The following is an 18,511-nucleotide window of genomic DNA, read 5'->3' on the forward strand; positions in this document are numbered from 1 at the left end:
CATACGGAGTGAACGGCCACGACCGATTGCCATGGTTGAAGTTCTCATCCTGGTCCTATTTCTGATCTCCGGTGGAGCCACCGGCTGGATGGGAGTTCATCTCCTTCCACAAGAGATGCTGGACGATGTCACCGATGTCCAACGGGTGCGCCTCGGGCTCACCGGCCTTGGCACGGCCATAGGCCTCGTAGCAGGCCTCGTTTTCAAGCGGCTGCGTCTGCAACTGATGCAGCAGGTGCGCACGATGCCCACCGATTTGTTGATCAGTCGATCGGTGGGACTGATTCTTGGTCTGCTGGTCGCCAACCTCTTGTTAGCGCCGATCCTGCTGCTCCCACTCGCCGGTGGCGTCACGCTGGTCAAACCGCTGGCTGCGGTGCTCAGCAATGTGTTTTTTGGCGTTCTGGGATACAACCTCGCCGAGGTGCACGGACGCACGCTTCTGCGCCTGTTCAACCCCACCAGCACGGAAGCGCTGCTGGTGGCAGACGGTGTGCTCACCCCTGCAACCCCGAAGATCCTCGATACCAGCGTGATCATTGATGGGCGAATCCGCGGCATGTTGGCCTGCGGTTTGCTGGAAGGTCAGGCCATCGTTGCTCAAACGGTGATCGACGAGATGCAGCAATTGGCCGACTCCACCAACTTGGAGAAGCGAGCCAAGGGACGTCGTGGCCTGAAACTTCTGCGCGATCTACGCGACACCTACGGCCGTCGACTGGTGATCAACAGCACCCGTTATGAAGGAACGGGCACCGACGATCGCCTTCTCCTGCTTGCAGGCGACACGGGCGGCACGCTTGTGACCGCCGACTTCAACCTGGCCCAGGTCGCCGAAGTGAAGGAGATCAAGGTGATGAATCTGAGCGAATTGGTGATCGCCCTACGCCCTGAGGTGCAGCCCGGAGATGAGCTGTTGCTCAAGATCGTGCGCGAAGGCAAAGAGGAGAGTCAGGGAGTGGGCTACCTCGAAGACGGAACGATGGTGGTGGTTGAGGAGGGCCGGAGCTTGATCGGATCCCGTCAACCCGTTGTGGTGACCGGTGCACTGCAGACCCCAACAGGGCGCATGGTGTTTGCTCGCCGTGACAAAAACGGTGCGCGAAACAACCGCAGCAGCAAGAGCAGCAAGGGCAAGGCTGCACGCACGGACAGCGCTGAAGAGCAGCCATCCTCGTGACCCCGCTAGGCTCCCTCCACGACAGGGATGCTCAGAGGAATGACCACATCAGCGCCTTATTACGGCGACTCAGGCGTGATGCGCACACCCCCGCCTGACCTGCCCTCTTTGATGCTCAAAGAGCGGATTGTGTATCTGGGCCTTCCGCTGTTTTCAGACGGAGACACCAAGCGTCAGCTCGGCTTGGACGTGACCGAGCTGATCATTGCCCAGCTCCTCTTTTTGGAGTTCGACAACCCAGACAAGCCGATTTATTTCTATATCAACTCCACGGGTACAAGTTGGTATTCGGGCGAGTCGATTGGCTTCGAGACAGAAGCCTTTGCCATCTGCGACACGCTTCGCTACGTGAAGCCACCGGTGCACACGATTTGCATCGGTCAGGCGATGGGAACGGCTGCCGTCATCCTTTCCGCTGGCACCAAAGGGCAAAGAGCGGCCCTACCCCATGCCTCGATCGTGTTGCATCAGCCCCGCAGCGGCGCGCGCGGCCAGGCCACGGACATTCAGATCCGCGCCAAAGAGGTGCTGCATAACAAGCGGGCCATGCTCGAAATCCTTTCGACCAACACCGGTCGCAGCGTGGAAGAACTCTCCGCCGATTCAGACAGAATGAGTTATCTCACCCCTCAAGAAGCCGTGTCCTACGGCCTGATTGACAGGGTTCTCGATAGCCGCAAGGACCTACCTGCAGCGGTGGGTTAAGGACCCATCCAGCATCAACCGCGCCTGTCATTGAAAACACAACGCTGTTGAACCAGCCGTGGTTGTCTAAACAGACCATTTTTTTTACTTCAACCCTTCCTAGGACCCATGCCGATCGGTACCCCCAGCGTTCCCTACCGCCTCCCCGGCAGCCAAATGGAGCGCTGGGTCGACATCTACACCCGTCTTGGCGTTGAGAGGATTTTGTTCCTCGGCTCTGATGTGAATGACGGGGTTGCGAACAGCCTCGTTGCCCAGATGCTGTATCTCGATTCCGAAGACAGCAGCAAGCCCATCTACCTGTACATCAACTCCCCAGGTGGATCGGTCACCGCTGGCTTGGCGATCTACGACACCATGCAATACGTGAAGAGTGACGTCGTCACCATCTGCGTCGGGCTGGCCGCATCGATGGGTGCCTTCTTGTTGACGGCAGGCACGAAAGGCAAGCGCCTGGCCTTGCCCCATAGCCGGATCATGATCCACCAGCCTCTTGGGGGAACGGCGCAACGTCAGGCGAGCGATATCGAAATCGAAGCCAGGGAAATCTTGCGGATGAAGGAAATGCTCAACCGCTCCATGGCCGATATGACAGGGCAGAGTTTTGAAAAAATCGAGAAAGACACCGACAGGGACTATTTCCTGAGTGCGGAAGAGGCCAAGGATTACGGCTTGATCGATCGGGTGATCTCCCACCCCAACGAAGCTTGAGGGTCAATCCGGCCCATCCGTAAACTTCAGTATTGTCTTCAGCAGGTTCCGACCGGATGGCTCAGCTTTTCTATGACTCAGACGCCGATCTCTCGCTGCTGAGCGGCAAGACGGTAGCCATCATCGGTTATGGATCCCAGGGCCATGCCCACGCCCTGAACCTCAAGGACAGTGGCATCAATGTGGTGGTGGGTCTCTATGACGGCAGCCGCTCAGCCGAGAAAGCCAAAGCCGATGGCCTCGAGGTTCTGAGCGTGGCGGATGCATCCGCCAAGGCTGACTGGATCATGGTGCTGCTACCGGACGAGTTTCAGAAAGAGGTGTATGAGAAAGAAATTGCCCCTCACCTCAGCGCTGGCAAGGTTTTAAGTTTTGCTCACGGCTTCAACATTCGCTTTGAGCTGATCAAGCCACCGGCCGATGTGGATGTGTTGATGATCGCTCCGAAGGGACCGGGTCACACCGTGCGCTGGGAGTATCAGAACGGTCAGGGGGTTCCTGCCCTGTTCGCAATCGAACAGGACGCTTCCGGGAATGCGCGCGGCCTGGCGATGGCCTACGCCAAAGGGATTGGCGGCACACGCGCGGGCATCCTTGAGACCAACTTCAAGGAAGAAACCGAAACCGACCTGTTTGGAGAGCAAGCGGTTCTCTGCGGTGGCCTCTCAGAGCTGGTCAAAGCTGGATTCGAGACCCTTGTGGAAGCCGGTTATCAGCCTGAGCTCGCTTATTTCGAGTGCCTGCACGAAGTGAAGTTGATCGTCGACCTGATGGTGAAGGGCGGTCTCTCCTCCATGCGCGACTCCATCTCCAATACTGCGGAATACGGGGACTACGTCAGTGGCCCGCGTCTGATCACCGCTGACACCAAAGCGGAGATGAAAAGGATCCTCTCCGACATCCAAGACGGAACCTTTGCCAAGAACTTCGTTGCAGAATGCGCAGCCGGCAAGCCTGAGATGAACAAAGTTCGCGCTCGTGATGCCGAGCATCCAATCGAGAAAGTTGGCAAGGGACTGCGCTCGATGTTCAGCTGGCTCAAGACGGCCTGAGCGATCCCTTTCTGCTTGTGATCGTCGCCGCAGGCCTTGACCTGCTGGTCGGCGATCCCCGCTGGAGCCCTCATCCAGTTGTCGCCATGGGGCGCGTGATCACTGGACTCCGCTACTGGGTCGAACGCTGGGCCGGAGACCGGCCCTTTCCACTGCGCGCCGGTGGGGCCCTGATCACGCTCGTTTTGGTGGTGGGCAGCGGCGGAACGGGCTGGCTGCTGGAACGGCTGATCTTGCCCCAGTCTCCGTTGCCCCATCCCTTAGCGGCAGTGTTGCTGGTTCTTGCCCTGGCGAGTGCTCTGGCAGCTCGCAGCCTTCGCGACAGCGTGCTGGCCGTCCTTCAGGCCCTCCCGGACCTCCCCTCGGCCAGGGATCGCCTCAGTTGGATTGTGGGCCGTGATGTGAGCCAATTGGATCAAGACGACATCCTCCGGGCCAGCGCGGAAACAGCCAGTGAAAATTCAGTGGATGGACTGTTTGCCCCGCTGTTTTGGATGTTGATCGGAGCTGGCCTCTGGCAGGCGGGCTTCAGCCAAGGTCCAGGCCCCCTGGCCTTGGCGTGGGCGTTCAAAGCCAGCAGCACCCTTGATTCCATGCTTGGGTATAAGCATGGACGCTTGCGTTGGCTCGGGACTGCTGGGGCCAGGCTCGACGACCTATTGACCTGGTTGCCCTGCCGGTTGGTGCTAATCACGCTTCCGCTTATGAGCTTGCCCTGGACCCAGTGGCCAACAACAGTGCGAGCCGCCGCCGCCGATGGGAGACCTGATCCCTCCCCCAACGCAGGACTCTCAGAATCAATTTTTGCCCATTGCGCCGATGTGCAGATGGGAGGGCTCAATCGCTACGGCAACACTTGGATCAGCAAACCAGTGCTTTCCGCCCAATCAGGCAAGGCCACAGCTGAAGGCGTGCGCAAGCTGCTGAACTTAAGCCTCAAACTTGAAGTGTCCTGGTTAGTGGCGGCAGCTGGCTGGTCGTTGCTTCAGTAGGCACCACGGTCCATGGGGAGCAGAAGAACTCCAAACGTGCGCAGGATGATCGCCAAATCAAGAAGGAAAGAGCGGCCTCTCGAGTAAGCCAAATCAAGCCTCACCCGCTTGGGGTAGCTGAGATTGTTCCGACCACTCACCTGCCACAACCCCGTTAAGCCGGGCCGCACAGCCAACACCTCATCCATGAAGGGGCCGTAGCGCTCAATTTCCTTGTCCACAATCGGCCGTGGCCCAACCACACTCATCTCACCACGGAGGACATTCAGAAACTGAGGGAGTTCATCCAGGCTGGAACGCCTTAAGAAACGGCCAATCGGAGTGATGCGGGGGTCTTGGCGAAGCTTGAAATCTCGCTCAAATTCAGCGCGCATCTCTGGCGACTCAGCCAACACGCGTTGCAAAACAGCGTCGGCATCCGCGCGCATGGTGCGAAATTTGATGCATCCAAAATGCCGGTATCGACGACCAACGCGCTTCTGCACGTAAAACACAGGTCCGGGCGAACTCAAGCTCACCAGGGCCGCGATCAACAAAAAAACTGGTGATCCAAGCCCTAAGGCCAGCAACGAGAAAGCAATATCACCACTTCGCTTGAGTGAGCGTCCCAACCGGCTCTGCTTACGAACCAGTGCCACGGATGTGAGCACCGAGGGAGGGGCTGACAACAACTCGAGATGCCGCTTCGTCGCACGCCGACTCAGGCTGGATCCACCGGCCTGGAGCGACGTTCGACGCAGACTGACTTGCATCAAGTGTCCCTTGAGTCTCAACCTACTGAACCGCAACAGGACACAACCAAAAGGGTGAAAGGGCCACTCGCCGCAACGGCACAGGAACAACTGCTACCTCCCGACCTGCGCAGCAGCGAGCCGAAACGAGCAGATAACAGCATTTGCTGACAGAAACAGGTCAAGAAGTCTCTCAGCCAATTGCAGCAAAAGACAAATATTCCGAAGCTGGGGCATGACTTCCACCGACACATCCATCAGCGCCCTTCTCGAAGAAGCCCTCCAAGAACCCACGATTGGAGACACAGGGAGCTTTCGGTGGCACGCCACGGCGATTGGAATCGCAGCGCTGTGGATCGACGCGTCACCGCCTTCCACTCCACCGTTTGAGAAGGCTTTAAAGGAAGGATTGGAGATTGGCTTGGATCTAAGCCGAGAAGAACGAGAATTTCATCAAGTCAGTGAAGGACTTGTTCTTCTGTTTCACTCCTAATTTCCTCAACAAGCAAAGAAATCATCAAGAAAACCTGCCCAAAGCACACAAGCAACCCAATCACTTGAACAAACATCTGCTCACCGTTGCTAAATACTGGCTTGGAGGATTCACAGCTTTTATGCTTCTGTTTTACGCAATCATTTCCATCAAATAAAAAACCATTGACCAGCGCCCATCCAAAGGAATCAAAGCGCATCTCAATCATTGAAATCAAATCCTTAAAAAATTAATTGCTTTTTAATATTGCGCCAGTCCACAGGGGATGCGACAAGATCGCCATTAATTCATCGAGAAGCCTTGTCTGAGCTTCGTTTGTCCATCCACGGTCGATGACCTGAATCAAATATTCATGCTGGACACCATCACCGCGCTGGCGAGAGCAAACGATGACGACATCATCATAAGAAATTGGAAAATCAGCCGTTAAAATATGCCCAAGAATGCCTTCTGAGATGAATAATAAAAAATCACATACAACCTGGCTCAAATACTCCTCTCCCTCAGCCAGATCTCCGCAGGCAATCATCTGCTCTTTCGTCTGTGGGGTGTAGGTCACAAACGAAAAAAAGAATGGGGCAGTCGTTTTCTGTAAATACAAGCCTTTGAATGGTCGATGCATCTTCACCACACCTTGAATGGCAATTTCTCTTCAGTCCTTAGAGACAATCAAAAAAATGCAATCAATGATCGACCCTCCTGACACAGACAAAATCAAAAGGTTACCTCTGATTAACGCGAACTTTGAAGGCACTTTAGTCCTTACGAATCAAGGGCTCAAACCTTTGATCCCCGATGAGTGATATCAATCGCAAACCGCAGCGACTTTTAGGAATGGAACGTTCAGCTCACAAGGACCAGAGGATCACATAGATCCTTGAAGCCTTCCCGATGATTAAAACGGAGAGGGTGGGAATACATATAGGTCTCAAAAAGACTTTATTACTTGCTTTAGGAGGAAACACAAGAGAAAGCAAGTATTTCCAACAACACATCCAACAACACATTCACGGGACCACCTGAAACCTTCCTGAACCCATTTCCGGAAAACGATTTCACGAAGAGATTCCCTCTATACGACTTCGATTCATGTGCCCGCCCAAGCGCAAAAAAAAGGAAGGTCTCCCCAGACCTCCCTCATGACGACGCATCCCCGCTTTCCAGGGACGAATGAATTGTTATGTATCGAGCGGAACCTATTTGTAGGGACAGGCACTAAACCACTGGCAAATACTGAGACAAAGAAAAACCCCTGAGGTGCTCACTCCCCAGAGGTCTTTCCCGTCCGTTCATGACTTATTCACTCTCCTACTGACTCCTAGATACGGATATCAGGAGAACCGCCTGCCCTAGTAGTAAATACCCATCAACTCGCCCTTCTCTTTTAAGACGATGGAATCAAGTTGAACTTGACCTCATAGCGGTAGAAGTCGATGCCCTGTGCGATCTGAAGTGCTCTCCTGATTCGCTTGTCATCGTCCAAAGCGATGATCACGCCGCGCACGACTTCAGTTCATGCGGGTTCAAAAGGTTCCTTCAGAACATAAAAAAGGAGGGTCTCTCACCTCCCTCCTTCGTGCCGTGCAATCCCGTGTGAGGAATGAAAAGAGTTTTATGTATCCGCGTGAACTCTTCTGTAGGAACAAACACCTTTCAGGGTTCTGCGTCAACACCCCAAACAGCAGGAACGTTTTCCCAACCCTTCCGCACTAAGTCCTTCCACATACCTTCTGCTCTTTCCCTCCTGAGGTGCTTACGAGTCTTCAAGAGAGCAGGAGAACCATCAGGCATTGCACGACCCTTATCCACGAAGACACGGGGGTCGACGGACCAACTCTTCTCATCCCTCTGAAACCGATAGGTCCATCCGTCTTCGGGGTTCCGCAACCAACCGTCTCCCATAAAAACTACTCACCAATACATCTGTATTAGTCATAGCAGTGGATTGGTGTTCGGAAACTCTTGAGTTGCTCATTCAAAAACGAACAGATGACTTGACTGGGTTCTCAGGGGCGAAAATCGTTCGGAAAGGCGTTCGGTTGGTAGAATCTAGAAACACTTACCCTTTCCGAACGATGGGACGGAAAATCGGATACGCAAGGTGCTCCACCACCCATCAATCCACCGACTCGCAGGTGGATGACCTCAAGGCAGATGGATGCGAAGAGGTCTTCTTTGAAAAGGTCTCAAGCACCACGACCCTGGAGCAACGACATCAACTGCGTGCCTGCCTATCTGTTCTCCGTGAAGGAGACCTGCTGTGTGTTGCCAAGTTGGACCGCCTTGGAAGGAGTCAGGTCGAAGTCATCAACCGTCTGAACGATCTCCAGCAAGAGGGAATCCATGTGAGAACCCTGGATGGATTGATAGACACCAAGGCACTTGGGAAGATGGCACCTCTTGTCGTTGGACTCCTAACTGGACTTTCAGAAGTGGAAAGATCTCTTATCCAGGAGAGGAGCAGAGAGTCCGTAGAGCACCGCAGGAAGACAGGAGGGAATCTTGGAGGGAGACCAAAGACCTCCAACAAGAAGGAGTCATTGGTCTTGCGTCTGCGTCAAGAAGGAGAGTCCTATAGGTCCATAAAGGATCAAACAGGTCTGGCACTCGCAACCATCACACGCATCATCAAAGAAGAAGAGGTGATGTGATGGTGAAGATCCTTATTGGGGTTGGTCTTGGGTTTCTGCTGTTCACTAACCCAGAAGCAAGGCAGATAACAGGAGACCTACTCCGCTCTGCTGGCGATGCCATTGCTCCCGCAAAAGAAGGAAAGACGATCCAAAACAGAATGCAAGATGCAGTATTGGAAAAGGTCCAAGAAAAAATATGAAGGCACTGCTACTCATGCTGCTTTTACCTGTGATGCCAGCGAAGGCAGAGCAACCAGACATCAAGTGCCCAGGGAACAACACCGTTGAGATGAGATGGTGCGCCTCCAAGAGTTTGGATGAGTCCAAGGCAGCACTTGAGAAGAAACTCTCACCAGAGACCCTGAAGCAATGGAGAGAGGCAACCATGGAGGTCTGCTCTGCTGCCTATCGACCTTATTTACAAGGAACGATTTACCCACAACTGGTTGTTGGGTGTGATGACCGACTCAATCGCGTTCTGCTGAAAGAACTGAAAGGTCTAGCAGAATGAAAGCACTGCTGTTCCTGCTCACAGGGGTAATGAATCCATTGATTGTTCCGCAGGACAACATCCTTCCTGTTTTTGGTTGTGGAACTTCCTGTCGGGTGGAAACAGAGCAGTTGTCCTTACCAGAGGTGATGAACGACGGGTGGTTGAGAGTCAAGGTCAGGCAGCGAACCTGGATTCATACCTGCGATTGGGATACCAAGGAATGTAGACATGAACCAGCATCTGGCAGAGCAGGTCCTCCTGTAATCGACATCTGGTTGTTTGCTGACTGCGTTGGCGAGAGGTTCTCAACCAGCAAGAACGCTGACCGCACTGATTCCTGGGAACAGGATGTTTTCTACAGAGAGGGCGATGTCGCAGGACAACCCAAGTACCAGACCGTTCATGGGAATCCATTTATGCGATGGGCGAAGTTATGTCCTGCTGAAGGAGAGGACGGGATGCGTTCTATCCAGGGGTCCTTTGACCGCTTCCGTAAAGCATTGGAGGAGATCAGATGAGGTTCCTACTCCCACTACTCCTTTCACTTGCACTACCAGTGATGGCAGCACCCAAATACAAAATCCAAGTCAGAAACCAGTTCGGTGGATGGCAGCAGTATCAAACCGTTCATCACCTTCCCTCTGCCGCAAGGACAGCACAAACAAGAGCAACTCAATCAGGCAAGCAATACAGGATTGTTGATGAGGATAGAAAACTTATGGATCTCTTCTATCCATAAAATTAATTCCGCACTGTTATTCCTTTATTATGTTGTGTTGTTAACGTGCAGTTGAATGCAATATTGGAATATCGAGGGACTGCCTCTAAGCACTCCTAGACAATTTAACTCTAACAAGATAGAATGAATATATTGTGGAAATTGTCATGACTACTCCAAGGCATAAGAAGTTTGGATATGAATTGACTGACAAAGATAAATTTAGATACTTCTCTAAGATATTCGCGCTTTATGAGAGTGATATCAAAAGATACTGGGACAAAACACAGTCAGAAGACTGGGACGATGTCGAGGTATTACCTGAATCGTTCAGACTTGACTATCTTGATAATCAGTTCGATCAAGATTATGAGGAGAACCGTAATGACGAAGATGAAGACGAAGATGTGCCATTTGAAATTGAACTGCACGGGAAAGACTTACTTAGTGATAATTACAAACGCATCCTTGATAGAGCGATCGAGGTCAGGAAGAAGGAACATCCTGATGAGGATGAAGAGACACTATTTGCCAATACTATTGAGGAACTTGCAGAAGAGTATGGTCCTCCATGGTTGAAACTACACCCACCTGCCAACCAATTACCTGGCAAAAAGTACAAGACAATCACCGACGCTCAACTAGCAGGATGGGAATGGGACGAAGACCATATGATTAATATCGAGATGCCTAAGAAATATCTCCTTGCCTGGTTTGACAATGTGGAGTTCGATGAAGATGAGGAAGATGACTTTTCCTTCGGTTTTGAGAAGTACGATAAAGATACACTTTTAATCACTGAATTCAATCCTGATTTCTGGACTAAATGCAGTCAGGAAGACTTTGAGCAAGCAGTCTTAGATAAACTTCATCTCAAGAAAGAGTGGATTGAAAGCATGACCGTTGACGGTTAATAACTTATCACAATCCTTCCCTTTCTACGCGTTAAATTCTGCAAGTATAGTTGAAGCGTGTAATCATCTGAGTTATACTCGTGTCAATACGAGCATTAAGCATTAGCGATGATTGGTTTAATAATTATGGCGATAGGTTTTGTCAAAGCAGCATCCGATTATGGGATCCTACAAGGATTCGCATTTGCGGGACTCTGGTTTGTATTCGGATTATTTCTACTAGGTATACCGACTATTGTCGCAATGATGAGAACACTGGGGACATTTGAAGCAAAAGAATTTATTCAAGGGATACTTGCTCAATGCCTTCTAATTGCAATTCTTTACGGTATTCTTAACTTATTTGGCATGGAGGAGATGTTTAGTTGGTTTGTATTTGGGGGAATAATTATGGGTTTGACTGCTCCACAACAGGCACTCAACCGAGACAGAGAGGATCGTATCAAGTTAAACCAAGAGCAGGATACTGAAAAATGAAATTCGTAAATATTCTAATTTCAGCGACTGTAATGATTTCAGGTTTTGGGATAGCAAGATATTTCAGATACACCAAAACACTTTCTAGACCAGTAGAGATGGAATCAATCCCTGCTGGGTACTCATATGAAGGACGCTTTGGACAGGGAAAAGATATTTACTCAAAGGAGGAGGATCGGACTGGCAGCATCGTTGAGATTTCTGGATATCGCATCAACAGACATGGAAAGGTGCGTAAGGATATTCCCTATGCCTTGGACTGTGAACGCTCTTTAAGGAAATGGCAAGGCGAATGGGGACCCATTGAGGTTGACTCCCTAGCAGAAGCATTTGAGAAAAGGTATTGTTGAGATAAGACTGAGTTAAAACATGATCCCATTTCAAGGATTGATCGCCTCTATACTTGGAGTGATAGGTCTCATTGTCAATTGGAACAAAGAGTTATACTTTTTCTTTTGGTTGCTTGTATTTCTTCTTCTGATGGACATGGTTCTAACAGATGCGCTACGCAATGTATTGAAAATAAAAGGTGATTGCAATACTGCTCGAATTACCGTCCTCATTGCCACAATCAATCAAATAACTATAATAATTTTTGGGATAGGGTCTTTTAGCACTTAACCTGTAGGAGATCCAAATAGATTCAAGGCAACGAGTATTTTAATTTCATACAAGCAAGCAATATCTGCATGACTCGTCTAAGCATCTATGCCACCCTTAAGTCGTACTCTTTTGATTGGTTTGTTTTGAGATGCATAGTTAGTAAATCACAATACTTATATCGTTCCGAGATAGAACTCGTAAGAGACTTACACTGATCTAAAGCATTGCCCGTTGCTGAGATACCAATGGACTACAAACGCTTGGCAATTTCACTCGGTGCTGGCGTTGCAGGTGCTGTGGTCGTATCTGCAATAGGTGCTCAAAAGTCTTATGTACTTGCTGCTGCCTTAGTGATGGGTGCAGGAGGCACTTTGATACGGAGGCAATCATCACAAAAAAGAAATATGCAGATATCGACTAGCGATGATGCTAAAAATTACTTCGAAGAGGGTAAAGCAAATTCACTACTTGAGAAACACGAGCAGGCAATAGAATGTTTTTCCAAGGCGATATTAATTAATGCAAAAGATCCAACTTTCTTTTCGTCCCGTGCATCATCAAAAACAAAACTTAGACAATATGAAGAGGCATTAAAGGACTATGACTATGCCATCGAATTAAAACCTGACTGTCCCGAACAATTCATTTGCCGTGGACGCATCAAAGAAATCTTATGCGATACATATGATGCGATTGAAGACTATTCTATTGCAATTAAGTTGGACTTTTCTTGTATGCAAGCATATGCCATGAGGGGTAAGGCGTATAAAGAATGCTTTGAGTTTGATGACGCAGAATCGGACTTAAATAAGGCAATTGAACTTGGCAGCAATGATATAGCAATTAGAAAAATGAGGGGTTATTTAAGAGAGAGAAAAGGAAATCTGAAAGGTGCTATCGAAGATTACACAATCACAGCAAATGCTAAAGAGACTTTTGATAACTACCAATCCTTGGGAGATGCTCAATTTGCCCTTGGAGATTATGCTTCAGCAATCAAGTATTTTGAAAAAGCAATTCTGTTAGATGCAGATAATATAAGCGCCCACTTTTCTCTTGGGAACACCTATATGCGCCTGAAAAACTATTCAGATGCGTTGGTATGCTACACAAATGCATTGGAAAATTCACCTTCATTTGCAAGTGGATTCCTCAATCGTGGGATCGCCAATTACGCATTAAACCAATTGGTGGATGCTTGCTCAGACTGGATGAAAGCAAAAGAATTAGGAAGTGAAGACGCTCAGGATCTTCTGGATAAACATTGCAATTAACCCTTTAATGCCTATAACAAAATAACAAAATAACGGATTAACACACTGAAACTGAAAATTGTAAATTTCAGTTCTACGACCAGTGCTCATCCCACTCTTGTTGCAACTCAGCAGGGGTAAGTGAGTTGTAGAACCCGCGCCACTTCTTCTCTGAATTGGCATCAGACGCAACTAGAGACACGAAGAGGTCAATTGCCTGTTGCTCGCTGAAAACACGCCCTGACGGAGATTTGAGTTCCATATGCGGTCATCTTCGCCATCTAGGTCTTGGAGTAATCAAAATCGTCATACACCTCTGCGCGTCTCAGACACCCTTTAAGCGTCTTCTTTTGCGTATGTGAAAGATGAAAGCATATTCAATGCCTTCGCACCCCCCAAGGTGATGATTCATCTCTTCTATCCCTGGTCAGCAAACCTTGATAGATAGTTCTTCATTACCAACTACTCATAAAAAGTTTTAGGTGTGATCAGTCAAGATCTGCATAGTTCCCATGAGCGTCCCAGACGCCCTTGAAGCGTCCTCTTTTGCTTGGGTTATAGCGAGGAGCATATTCAATCCTTCTACCGCCTGAGGGCGCTGTAGTGCTCTTTCCGTAGAACCTTCTGCTGGTCATAAATGAGACATCATCAAACCTCAATCCACGCTGCTTCCTGATGCTGGATGCTTTGCTCTTTGCTTGATCAAAACCTCTTGCTGTTCCAAGGACTGCTCTTGTCTTCTTGTTGTAAATAACGAACTCAGCATTCGGGTTGTAGTCCTCACACAGGTTCAAGAACTCTCTAAATGTAATCATGTCATTAACCTCTTATTTTGTTTCAGCAGTTTGAGGTCTGCTGCTGTCCTTGCTTCCAGATACTGCTCGTAATCAAGAAAATCAGTCCTTGAAATGATCTGTTTAAGATTATTTTCTATATTTTTACTTGTAATCTTGACATTCATACCTATCTCTTCGCTTTACTGCGTCTAAAACTTTTCTTGCTGCTCTTTTGTTTCTGCTTTCAAAGACCCTGACACCTTGCTGAGGATCAACTGGATTGGGGTAATACTTTGATTTCCCTCTTTGCCTTGGATCTATTGCTCTTGGATTAATATTTTCCCAATCCTGAAGACCAGGGTCATCCTCTAGATCCTTTAGGTAGGAACCGTCTTTCATCTTGTCTCTTAGACGCTTGATGATTTCACGATCTTCCAGATATGCCTTGTAGAGCAGTTCAACATAATCACGAAAAGTCATTTGCTATTCCTTCCTATATTCAATACATCATTCAACCTTTGCTCATACTTTAAGTAGTCTTGCTCAAATATATTCTGTTTCAAGTGTTTGATTTCATCACTAATCCAGGCATAAGCAAGTTTGAGATCAGGATCAATACGAAAACCTGAAGCATCTTCTATCTCCTGCCTTTTAGCAATTAGATAATTGATCTTTTGTTCATGTTGCTCTCGCATTGACTTATCCATCTTGTCTTAGAAACCAACTTGTGGCATTTTCAACATGGTGTAAGCATTACGAATAAGGTGCTTATGAAGATCACTTCTATTCATGCTGTAGTGATCCATCAACTCCTCCTCATATACCAAGAGATTTCTCTCTTTTTCTTTATAAGAAATATGGGTCTTAGAGGGGAGTAAGGACAACCTTGAATTAACTCTTTTATGTGGGTATGTAAATGTGCTTCTGTTCATTTGATATCCAATTGATTTCAATATCTGGTCTGCTAAGGCAGCATTCCTAAAACTATTTATATCGCATTAAAAAGACAATGCGGAAACTCAAACGCCCCAAAAACACCCAAAGGACTCTTAAAGAACTAAAGGAATGTCTGAAAAACGCCAAGGTTATTTATACACTTTAGATCCAATAAATACATATAGTTAGCAAATTGACACAAATCTGTTAATGCGCAAGTGATGGGCATTTAGTTGACAATACTCAAAAATAATAGTAAAATACAATCAAGAAAAAGAATAACAGCGATGGATCTTACTGATAAAGAAAGGCAGGCAATCACAGGAAAGCACAATCTCGCAGACCAAGAGAAGAGAGTAAAGATCAAACAATTAGATCTTGAGGTATGGACAGCGTTTGCGCCAAAAAAAGCAGAGCACAACAACTCATCAATTGAATACCGTTGCTTCTGTCCTTACTGTGCGGAAGATTCAAAGAAGAAGCATAAGAAGGAAAGAGGTGGAGGTCATGACCTAACTGCGTGGGTCTTCCAGCACGCCAATGGAGATGGTCTGAGTTTCAAGTGCTTCGCCTGTGGGACAAAGCACGACAGAGTCTTTGAATTCTTAGGTGGTGCTGGTTCTACAGCAGCAGAGAACTACGCCTGGAAACGCTTTGCGATAGGTGCTGTAGGGCATGGTTGGTATTGCCCTTACCCACAACGATGGAAGCAAGAACAAGAGCAAGCAAAGCGAGATAGAGCAACGCACCACAAGGCAAAAGACGAACGCCTCAAGAAGGAGCACCAGATCGCCTACGCACTGCGTGAACAGGAAGCACTCAAGGCAGCAGAACCCAGAACACCTTCACGCCCAAAGGGGTCATGTGGCGTCTCCAAGGAAGAAGCAGAAAGAGAGCGAGAACGCTTTGCCTCGAGACCCGTCAGGAGAAGTCAGGGATCGTGAAGTCCCCGCCTTCCTTCAACTCGCCACGGAGACCGATGTAATCACAAAAACTTATACAGAGAGAAAGTTGATGGGTTTTCCAAAGAGAGAGACTACAGGAACTAACTTCGATTTCAGAGCGCACTCATTTCCTCAAAAAAAATCCCCCAGGATGTTTGAGATCCCAAGGGTTGAGCATCAATCAATCTTGTGTGTCGTCGAATAGTTCCTCCAGTCTTCGATACATGCGGATTCCATCTTCTACCTCCCAGTGCTTGTTAAAAGATGGACCACCGGGATACTCAAAGTGTGATTGCTCTTCATCGCAATAGTTTTCCCAAACTCCAGTCAAAACTTGATTGACTTCACCACCACCTCGTTCTAGAAGGTCGCGGAACTCTCTGGATTGCTCCGTCATTCCAATGAGTTCGTCATGCGTAGCGTATAGAACAACTGGTTCAGGATTCTCACCACCATTTGGGTAGGTCCAGTCCTCATGGAAGAACGAAATCTTCCATGGTTTTTCATCGGCAAGTGTCATAAGTGTTTCCCTCCATTAGTAAGTGAATAAAGGGGAGTAGTTTCCTGCTCCCCAGTCAGGTCAGATTTACTCGCAACAACGGGAAACGAGTGTCAGCATCCATTCATCAAAATGATTAGACATCTCATCCATTCGCAGTTGCTCTTCATCAGTCCGAGCAATAGTGCTGGTTCCCAATCCTTGCTCTACTTCATCTTTTAGAGCAAAAGCACGAATAGCATCCCAGTAATAAAGCAAGACGTTTATGAGTTTGCGACAACCACTACCTTCATAAAAGTCATCATCATCTATCAAAGAATATAGATGTCCCTCGAACACCCTGACAGAACATCTGTCTTTAATTGCGTCTCGCCTGAGAGACGACCACATCTTCGAGATGTGTCTAACATCTGATGCTTTTGTAATAGACATAAGAGATTTCCTCCATAGTTTTGTTTGTAAAAGTGAGAGTTATTACCTTTCTGTCTCCCGTATATCTCTCAGAACCGGGGTTTTACGAGGGTCAGAGGTCCTCGAAGAACTTATGTAATGAGAACCTTGGTGCGTCCTCCAAAAGGAGAGACCGCACAAACTAATTCTGGTTTCCAACCACATAGTTCTGATAGTTCCTTCCAGGGGTCCAACAGAAAACAAATGATCTCTTCTGTCCCCCATAGGAAACAACACAGACGGGGTGTCCCGTCTTCTTACGCATATGGAAGGTTCCTTCATCAGCAAGGTCCCGCAGGAAGTCCTGAATCCTGCGATTGACCTGTGCTGAGTTCATGGGTCAGAAGTCAAGCGAATCCCTTTCCAGAAGGAACATAAGGATTTGCTTCTGGAAAGGTCGCAAAATCCACCAATGTCATATTGGGAGGAAGGAGTTTTGCTCTCGCAGGATTCACACGAGTCGCATCACATTCACTACAGCAACGATGCGGGAGATTCTGTTCTTGCGCTTCCTTCGCATAGGTATGAGGAGCAAGAGGAGCAGGATTATGAGTGTCGTGAAGGGAAACCATTTCCTTACCGCATAAGCAGCAGTTCATGGGTTGGTAATCCTTCTCATGAATCATGGTCGAACCAGGTTCATAGGAATTCTTGTTCCAGAGGTTCTTATAGAAGTTGTTGTATTTGATTTGAGATTCGACATTTCCTTTAGTTCCTTCACGGAACCACTTCATAACCTGCTTTTGAGAAGGTTGCTGATGTTGTATAGACATTAGATTCACTCTAATAATGTGATTTACATGGGGTCTCTGCCTCCACTCCTAAGTGAAAGCAAAGCAGAGAGATTTGTTGTGAGGACTCAGGTGTTCAGGATTTTAGACTTATTACTGCCTGATTACTTCTGACTAAGTAGTGGTCAAAGATTCACCCTCAGAAAGGTCAGTTTTAACCACCTTTATAGTTCTATCTTGTTGATTAGCAAGGAGAGCAATCTGACCACAGAATGAATCCAGATCAGTGTCCTCTAATGAAGAGTCAGCAAGGACCTCAAAGAAGAGTTGCCAGGTCTTCTGCTTCTGTTCCTGAGGTTTCAGACGCAGGTTCTCAACCTCAATCACCAGAGAACAATGGTCATCACCCGAAAGATCCCACTCAGGGTAAAAATTAGACATATCAGGTTCTTCCAGTTCCTTCTCACCACGCACATAAGCAAGTGCTTCTTCCTTAGAAGAACATTCAAAGGTCTGGGTATGGTCCGAAACCACCACTTTCCAAGTTCCTTCGACCGAATAAGATTCGTCCCACTCAAAGTTGTCCAGAAACTCTTGGAGAGTCAGGTGCTTTGTTTCATCAGCAGAACCCCTGAAGTCCAATTCCTTATTTAAAAGACGACTAAGTTTCTGGGTGAGATAATGAATAGTCTTCTTGTCTCCCGTACTGAAGAGTTCTACGGCAGTTTTCTGCTGTTCTTGTGTTGCGTTGAACATAATGGATTCCTCTAATAAAGTGTTTATATGTATTCTTGGGAAGGAGTTATAAAGGTGGGTTCCCTTGCTTTTTTTCACCTATCGATTACTCAAATATGAGCAGCATTAATTTTCTGAGCGCACCAATCTTCGACATCGGACTTCACCCAGGCGACAGAACGAGCGCCCAATGAAACTTGTTTCGGGAAATTGCCCTCATCCATAAGGCGATAAATCGATGACTTAGAGAGACAAGTAAGTTCTTTTACTTGAGGGAGTCGAACGAATACCCGAGGAAGACGAATGAACTGATACTGAGAAAGCATAAAATGTGGTTCATAAAAGTGTATTGATTACGGAAATCTCGAAGTTAGATTAGTCAGGGAGGGGATGTCTGACTATAAAGACCCAGGACGGGTGAATGTTTATTTGATTGTTGGATGCGTGTGGTCGTTTCCTCTTCATCTGTATGTGAATAGTATAAC

The 18,511-nt window shown here is 48.1% G+C and carries 27 protein-coding genes; 15 read left to right on the forward strand and 12 right to left on the reverse strand.

The window, feature by feature from the left end:
• Nucleotides 1-31 precede the first annotated feature (31 nt).
• The 5 genes from SYN8016DRAFT_RS11725 (at nt 32) to cbiB (ending at nt 4,640) form a co-directional block, all read left to right on the forward strand.
• Complete coding sequence (locus SYN8016DRAFT_RS11725) at nt 32-1,180, forward strand: PIN/TRAM domain-containing protein (protein ID WP_006854630.1); 1,149 nt, start codon at nt 32-34, stop codon at nt 1,178-1,180.
• 39 nt (nt 1,181-1,219) lie between these two features.
• The gene (locus SYN8016DRAFT_RS11730) at nt 1,220-1,885 is read left to right on the forward strand and encodes an ATP-dependent Clp protease proteolytic subunit (RefSeq protein WP_038014693.1); all 666 of its coding nucleotides are present in this window, start codon (nt 1,220-1,222) and stop codon (nt 1,883-1,885) included.
• Nucleotides 1,886-1,993: 108 nt separating this feature from the next.
• Nucleotides 1,994-2,596: an ATP-dependent Clp protease proteolytic subunit gene (locus tag SYN8016DRAFT_RS11735; protein ID WP_006854632.1), complete on the forward strand. Its 603-nt coding sequence runs from the start codon at nt 1,994-1,996 to the stop codon at nt 2,594-2,596.
• Nucleotides 2,597-2,652: 56 nt separating this feature from the next.
• Nucleotides 2,653-3,648: a ketol-acid reductoisomerase gene (ilvC, locus tag SYN8016DRAFT_RS11740; protein ID WP_006854633.1), complete on the forward strand. Its 996-nt coding sequence runs from the start codon at nt 2,653-2,655 to the stop codon at nt 3,646-3,648.
• A 17-nt stretch (nt 3,649-3,665) separates the two neighbouring features.
• Nucleotides 3,666-4,640, forward strand: coding sequence for an adenosylcobinamide-phosphate synthase CbiB (gene cbiB, locus SYN8016DRAFT_RS11745; RefSeq protein ID WP_006854634.1), 975 nt, complete (start codon nt 3,666-3,668; stop codon nt 4,638-4,640).
• Here cbiB and SYN8016DRAFT_RS11750 read toward each other — a convergent pair.
• The gene (locus SYN8016DRAFT_RS11750) at nt 4,634-5,392 is read right to left on the reverse strand and encodes a sugar transferase (protein WP_006854635.1); all 759 of its coding nucleotides are present in this window, start codon (nt 5,390-5,392) and stop codon (nt 4,634-4,636) included. The genes cbiB and SYN8016DRAFT_RS11750 overlap by 7 nt on opposite strands.
• 214 nt (nt 5,393-5,606) lie before the next feature.
• On the opposite strand from SYN8016DRAFT_RS11750, the gene SYN8016DRAFT_RS11755 reads away from it, so the two are divergent.
• Complete coding sequence (locus SYN8016DRAFT_RS11755; protein ID WP_006854636.1) at nt 5,607-5,864, forward strand: hypothetical protein; 258 nt, start codon at nt 5,607-5,609, stop codon at nt 5,862-5,864.
• Here the strand turns inward: SYN8016DRAFT_RS11755 and SYN8016DRAFT_RS11760 are convergent.
• The 3 genes from SYN8016DRAFT_RS11760 to SYN8016DRAFT_RS11770 form a co-directional block, all read right to left on the reverse strand.
• Nucleotides 5,830-6,072 carry a hypothetical protein gene (locus SYN8016DRAFT_RS11760; RefSeq protein ID WP_006854637.1) on the reverse strand — a complete coding sequence of 81 codons (243 nt, stop codon included), beginning with the start codon at nt 6,070-6,072 and terminating at the stop codon, nt 5,830-5,832. The two genes, SYN8016DRAFT_RS11755 and SYN8016DRAFT_RS11760, sit on opposite strands and share 35 nt — an antisense overlap.
• Before the next feature lie 21 nt (nt 6,073-6,093).
• Nucleotides 6,094-6,423: a hypothetical protein gene (locus tag SYN8016DRAFT_RS11765; protein WP_371212448.1), complete on the reverse strand. Its 330-nt coding sequence runs from the start codon at nt 6,421-6,423 to the stop codon at nt 6,094-6,096.
• Nucleotides 6,424-7,517: 1,094 nt separating this feature from the next.
• Entirely contained in the window at nt 7,518-7,766 is a 249-nt protein-coding gene (locus SYN8016DRAFT_RS11770; RefSeq protein ID WP_006854640.1) for a DUF1651 domain-containing protein, read from the reverse strand.
• Nucleotides 7,767-7,939: 173 nt separating this feature from the next.
• On the opposite strand from SYN8016DRAFT_RS11770, the gene SYN8016DRAFT_RS11775 reads away from it, so the two are divergent.
• The 8 genes from SYN8016DRAFT_RS11775 to SYN8016DRAFT_RS11820 all read left to right on the forward strand — a co-directional run bounded on the left by SYN8016DRAFT_RS11775 (nt 7,940) and on the right by SYN8016DRAFT_RS11820 (nt 12,976).
• Nucleotides 7,940-8,515 (forward strand): recombinase family protein, encoded by a 576-nt coding sequence (locus tag SYN8016DRAFT_RS11775; RefSeq protein WP_006854641.1) that lies wholly within the window; start codon nt 7,940-7,942, stop codon nt 8,513-8,515.
• Nucleotides 8,515-8,697 (forward strand): hypothetical protein, encoded by a 183-nt coding sequence (locus SYN8016DRAFT_RS11780; protein ID WP_006854642.1) that lies wholly within the window; start codon nt 8,515-8,517, stop codon nt 8,695-8,697. Before SYN8016DRAFT_RS11775 ends, SYN8016DRAFT_RS11780 begins: the two co-directional genes overlap by 1 nt.
• A gap of 14 nt (nt 8,698-8,711) precedes the next feature.
• A complete protein-coding gene (locus SYN8016DRAFT_RS11785; RefSeq protein ID WP_253909868.1) occupies nt 8,712-9,008 on the forward strand; it encodes a DUF1311 domain-containing protein in 297 nt (98 codons plus the stop codon).
• Entirely contained in the window at nt 9,005-9,508 is a 504-nt protein-coding gene (locus tag SYN8016DRAFT_RS11790) for a hypothetical protein (RefSeq protein WP_006854644.1), read from the forward strand. The genes SYN8016DRAFT_RS11785 and SYN8016DRAFT_RS11790 overlap by 4 nt, the downstream gene beginning before the upstream one ends.
• Before the next feature lie 41 nt (nt 9,509-9,549).
• Entirely contained in the window at nt 9,550-9,729 is a 180-nt protein-coding gene (locus SYN8016DRAFT_RS11795; protein WP_253909869.1) for a hypothetical protein, read from the forward strand.
• A 146-nt stretch (nt 9,730-9,875) separates the two neighbouring features.
• Nucleotides 9,876-10,622, forward strand: coding sequence for a hypothetical protein (locus tag SYN8016DRAFT_RS11800; protein WP_006854646.1), 747 nt, complete (start codon nt 9,876-9,878; stop codon nt 10,620-10,622).
• Nucleotides 10,623-10,730: 108 nt separating this feature from the next.
• Nucleotides 10,731-11,099 (forward strand): hypothetical protein, encoded by a 369-nt coding sequence (locus tag SYN8016DRAFT_RS11805; protein WP_006854647.1) that lies wholly within the window; start codon nt 10,731-10,733, stop codon nt 11,097-11,099.
• An 848-nt stretch (nt 11,100-11,947) separates the two neighbouring features.
• Nucleotides 11,948-12,976 (forward strand): tetratricopeptide repeat protein, encoded by a 1,029-nt coding sequence (locus tag SYN8016DRAFT_RS11820; RefSeq protein ID WP_006854650.1) that lies wholly within the window; start codon nt 11,948-11,950, stop codon nt 12,974-12,976.
• A 467-nt stretch (nt 12,977-13,443) separates the two neighbouring features.
• On the opposite strand, the gene SYN8016DRAFT_RS11825 is transcribed toward SYN8016DRAFT_RS11820, so the two are convergent.
• The 3 genes from SYN8016DRAFT_RS11825 to SYN8016DRAFT_RS11835 form a co-directional block, all read right to left on the reverse strand.
• Nucleotides 13,444-13,770 (reverse strand): hypothetical protein, encoded by a 327-nt coding sequence (locus SYN8016DRAFT_RS11825; protein WP_006854651.1) that lies wholly within the window; start codon nt 13,768-13,770, stop codon nt 13,444-13,446.
• Nucleotides 13,771-13,893: 123 nt separating this feature from the next.
• Nucleotides 13,894-14,211, reverse strand: coding sequence for a hypothetical protein (locus tag SYN8016DRAFT_RS11830; RefSeq protein WP_006854653.1), 318 nt, complete (start codon nt 14,209-14,211; stop codon nt 13,894-13,896).
• Nucleotides 14,208-14,438 carry a hypothetical protein gene (locus tag SYN8016DRAFT_RS11835; protein ID WP_038014701.1) on the reverse strand — a complete coding sequence of 77 codons (231 nt, stop codon included), beginning with the start codon at nt 14,436-14,438 and terminating at the stop codon, nt 14,208-14,210. Before SYN8016DRAFT_RS11835 ends, SYN8016DRAFT_RS11830 begins: the two co-directional genes overlap by 4 nt.
• Nucleotides 14,439-14,900: 462 nt before the next feature.
• On the opposite strand from SYN8016DRAFT_RS11835, the gene SYN8016DRAFT_RS11840 reads away from it, so the two are divergent.
• A complete protein-coding gene (locus SYN8016DRAFT_RS11840; RefSeq protein ID WP_141561501.1) occupies nt 14,901-15,611 on the forward strand; it encodes a hypothetical protein in 711 nt (236 codons plus the stop codon).
• Nucleotides 15,612-15,792: 181 nt separating this feature from the next.
• Here the strand turns inward: SYN8016DRAFT_RS11840 and SYN8016DRAFT_RS11845 are convergent, their stop codons facing one another.
• From SYN8016DRAFT_RS11845 to SYN8016DRAFT_RS14620, 5 genes are all read right to left on the reverse strand, one after another.
• Nucleotides 15,793-16,131 carry a hypothetical protein gene (locus SYN8016DRAFT_RS11845; protein ID WP_006854657.1) on the reverse strand — a complete coding sequence of 113 codons (339 nt, stop codon included), beginning with the start codon at nt 16,129-16,131 and terminating at the stop codon, nt 15,793-15,795.
• Nucleotides 16,132-16,197: 66 nt separating this feature from the next.
• A complete protein-coding gene (locus tag SYN8016DRAFT_RS11850; protein WP_006854658.1) occupies nt 16,198-16,542 on the reverse strand; it encodes a hypothetical protein in 345 nt (114 codons plus the stop codon).
• Nucleotides 16,543-16,907: 365 nt separating this feature from the next.
• Nucleotides 16,908-17,294 carry a hypothetical protein gene (locus tag SYN8016DRAFT_RS15110; RefSeq protein ID WP_159098329.1) on the reverse strand — a complete coding sequence of 129 codons (387 nt, stop codon included), beginning with the start codon at nt 17,292-17,294 and terminating at the stop codon, nt 16,908-16,910.
• 171 nt (nt 17,295-17,465) lie between these two features.
• Nucleotides 17,466-18,047, reverse strand: coding sequence for a hypothetical protein (locus SYN8016DRAFT_RS11855; protein ID WP_006854661.1), 582 nt, complete (start codon nt 18,045-18,047; stop codon nt 17,466-17,468).
• Between the two features lie 89 nt (nt 18,048-18,136).
• On the reverse strand, nt 18,137-18,352 hold the full coding sequence (locus tag SYN8016DRAFT_RS14620; protein ID WP_006854662.1) for an AlpA family transcriptional regulator: 216 nt from the start codon (nt 18,350-18,352) through the stop codon (nt 18,137-18,139).
• Nucleotides 18,353-18,511 lie beyond the last annotated feature (159 nt).

This window comes from Synechococcus sp. WH 8016, from assembly GCF_000230675.1.
Classification (GTDB): domain Bacteria; phylum Cyanobacteriota; class Cyanobacteriia; order PCC-6307; family Cyanobiaceae; genus Synechococcus_C.

What these genes read in the sequence shown, in the direction of transcription:
- SYN8016DRAFT_RS11725 (WP_006854630.1), top strand. Translation starts at nt 32, where the DNA reads ATGGTTGAAGTTCTCATCCTGGTCCTATTTCTGATCTCCGGTGGAGCC.
- SYN8016DRAFT_RS11730 (WP_038014693.1), top strand. Translation starts at nt 1,220, where the DNA reads ATGACCACATCAGCGCCTTATTACGGCGACTCAGGCGTGATGCGCACA.
- SYN8016DRAFT_RS11735 (WP_006854632.1), top strand. Translation starts at nt 1,994, where the DNA reads ATGCCGATCGGTACCCCCAGCGTTCCCTACCGCCTCCCCGGCAGCCAA.
- ilvC (WP_006854633.1), top strand. Translation starts at nt 2,653, where the DNA reads ATGGCTCAGCTTTTCTATGACTCAGACGCCGATCTCTCGCTGCTGAGC.
- SYN8016DRAFT_RS11750 (WP_006854635.1), bottom strand. Translation starts at nt 5,392, where the DNA reads ATGCAAGTCAGTCTGCGTCGAACGTCGCTCCAGGCCGGTGGATCCAGC.
- SYN8016DRAFT_RS11755 (WP_006854636.1), top strand. Translation starts at nt 5,607, where the DNA reads ATGACTTCCACCGACACATCCATCAGCGCCCTTCTCGAAGAAGCCCTC.
- SYN8016DRAFT_RS11760 (WP_006854637.1), bottom strand. Translation starts at nt 6,072, where the DNA reads ATGATTGAGATGCGCTTTGATTCCTTTGGATGGGCGCTGGTCAATGGT.
- SYN8016DRAFT_RS11770 (WP_006854640.1), bottom strand. Translation starts at nt 7,766, where the DNA reads ATGGGAGACGGTTGGTTGCGGAACCCCGAAGACGGATGGACCTATCGG.
- SYN8016DRAFT_RS11775 (WP_006854641.1), top strand. Translation starts at nt 7,940, where the DNA reads ATGGGACGGAAAATCGGATACGCAAGGTGCTCCACCACCCATCAATCC.
- SYN8016DRAFT_RS11780 (WP_006854642.1), top strand. Translation starts at nt 8,515, where the DNA reads ATGGTGAAGATCCTTATTGGGGTTGGTCTTGGGTTTCTGCTGTTCACT.
- SYN8016DRAFT_RS11785 (WP_253909868.1), top strand. Translation starts at nt 8,712, where the DNA reads ATGCTGCTTTTACCTGTGATGCCAGCGAAGGCAGAGCAACCAGACATC.
- SYN8016DRAFT_RS11790 (WP_006854644.1), top strand. Translation starts at nt 9,005, where the DNA reads ATGAAAGCACTGCTGTTCCTGCTCACAGGGGTAATGAATCCATTGATT.
- SYN8016DRAFT_RS11795 (WP_253909869.1), top strand. Translation starts at nt 9,550, where the DNA reads ATGGCAGCACCCAAATACAAAATCCAAGTCAGAAACCAGTTCGGTGGA.
- SYN8016DRAFT_RS11800 (WP_006854646.1), top strand. Translation starts at nt 9,876, where the DNA reads ATGACTACTCCAAGGCATAAGAAGTTTGGATATGAATTGACTGACAAA.
- SYN8016DRAFT_RS11805 (WP_006854647.1), top strand. Translation starts at nt 10,731, where the DNA reads ATGATTGGTTTAATAATTATGGCGATAGGTTTTGTCAAAGCAGCATCC.
- SYN8016DRAFT_RS11820 (WP_006854650.1), top strand. Translation starts at nt 11,948, where the DNA reads ATGGACTACAAACGCTTGGCAATTTCACTCGGTGCTGGCGTTGCAGGT.
- SYN8016DRAFT_RS11825 (WP_006854651.1), bottom strand. Translation starts at nt 13,770, where the DNA reads ATGATTACATTTAGAGAGTTCTTGAACCTGTGTGAGGACTACAACCCG.
- SYN8016DRAFT_RS11830 (WP_006854653.1), bottom strand. Translation starts at nt 14,211, where the DNA reads ATGACTTTTCGTGATTATGTTGAACTGCTCTACAAGGCATATCTGGAA.
- SYN8016DRAFT_RS11835 (WP_038014701.1), bottom strand. Translation starts at nt 14,438, where the DNA reads ATGGATAAGTCAATGCGAGAGCAACATGAACAAAAGATCAATTATCTA.
- SYN8016DRAFT_RS11845 (WP_006854657.1), bottom strand. Translation starts at nt 16,131, where the DNA reads ATGACACTTGCCGATGAAAAACCATGGAAGATTTCGTTCTTCCATGAG.
- SYN8016DRAFT_RS11850 (WP_006854658.1), bottom strand. Translation starts at nt 16,542, where the DNA reads ATGTCTATTACAAAAGCATCAGATGTTAGACACATCTCGAAGATGTGG.
- SYN8016DRAFT_RS15110 (WP_159098329.1), bottom strand. Translation starts at nt 17,294, where the DNA reads ATGAAGTGGTTCCGTGAAGGAACTAAAGGAAATGTCGAATCTCAAATC.
- SYN8016DRAFT_RS11855 (WP_006854661.1), bottom strand. Translation starts at nt 18,047, where the DNA reads ATGTTCAACGCAACACAAGAACAGCAGAAAACTGCCGTAGAACTCTTC.
- SYN8016DRAFT_RS14620 (WP_006854662.1), bottom strand. Translation starts at nt 18,352, where the DNA reads ATGCTTTCTCAGTATCAGTTCATTCGTCTTCCTCGGGTATTCGTTCGA.